Origin of the sequence: Protofrankia sp. Cr2, from assembly GCF_963555885.1 — a bacterium.
In the GTDB taxonomy this organism is placed as follows: domain Bacteria; phylum Actinomycetota; class Actinomycetes; order Frankiales; family Frankiaceae; genus Protofrankia.
Genome location: NZ_CAUVXG010000058.1, coordinates 27,692 through 28,140, shown reverse-complemented (window position 1 = coordinate 28,140; position 449 = coordinate 27,692). Strand labels below are relative to the sequence as shown.

The window sequence follows — 449 nt, the reverse complement described above, 5'->3', positions numbered from 1 at the left end:
ATGCGCGGGTGCTGCAGCGCCGGGACTACTCCTACAGTCGGGACGGCTATGTCGCCGAGATCGATGACATGCTCGCCGGGCTGCGTCGGTTCGATCTCGATCCGGTGCGGCGGGTCACCGCCGTCCACGGCTCGGACTGGTCCGAACGGTACGCCTACGACGGCGCGGGTAACGTCACCGATGCGTCCTGGCCGGTGCCCGCACAGCGCGATGCGAACGATGGGCGCGACGGGGTGCACGAGGCCGCGCAGGGTGGTCGGGAGTACGCGGGCACGTTGATCCGCCGGGCCGGCCGGGTCCGTTACGAGCACGACGGCCAGGGTCGGGTGACGCTGCGCCAGCACAAGCGGCTGTCGGGCAAGCCGCGCACCTGGCGTTACAGCTGGGATGCTGATGACCGACTGACCGGGGTGACCACTCCCGACGGCGGGCGCTGGCGCTACCGGTAC

The 449-nt window shown here is 70.8% G+C and carries 1 pseudogene; it reads left to right on the top strand.

Features of this window, described 5'->3' with window-relative positions:
• Nucleotides 1-449: pseudogene (locus U9978_RS20155) on the top strand (type IV secretion protein Rhs); the annotation flags it as partial.